The sequence below is a fragment of the Undibacterium sp. Di27W genome (assembly GCF_049340345.1).
Classification (GTDB): Bacteria; Pseudomonadota; Gammaproteobacteria; order Burkholderiales; family Burkholderiaceae_D; genus Undibacterium.
Genome location: NZ_JBMPOS010000141.1, coordinates 1 through 321, shown reverse-complemented (window position 1 = coordinate 321; position 321 = coordinate 1). Strand labels below are relative to the sequence as shown.

The window sequence follows — 321 nt, the reverse complement described above, 5'->3', positions numbered from 1 at the left end:
CATCACTCAGACCGTGGTAGCCAATACTGCGCACTGAGTTACAGGGAGTTGCTGGAGCAATTTGGCATGAAGACATCCATGTCACGCAAAGGAAACTGCTATGACAATGCACCTATGGAGAGTTTCTTGGGAAGTCTGAAAATGAACTGATACATCATCAGCGCTATGCAACACGTGCTGATGCACAGGCGGCTGAGCCTGTAAATAAAAGTGTGTAAGTAATTCTGGTAGATGAACCTCCTATAATGAGGAATTGCCAAAATGACGACAAACGCCATGGAAAGAAGCAAACTGCAGGCGCTGGCCAAAGAGCTGGCGAAA

Annotated in this window: 1 pseudogene; it reads left to right on the top strand. The window is 46.7% G+C overall.

What is annotated here, in order from left to right:
* Nucleotides 1–191, top strand: a pseudogene (locus ACO0LF_RS31655) (DDE-type integrase/transposase/recombinase); the annotation flags it as partial.
* Nucleotides 192–321 lie beyond the last annotated feature (130 nt).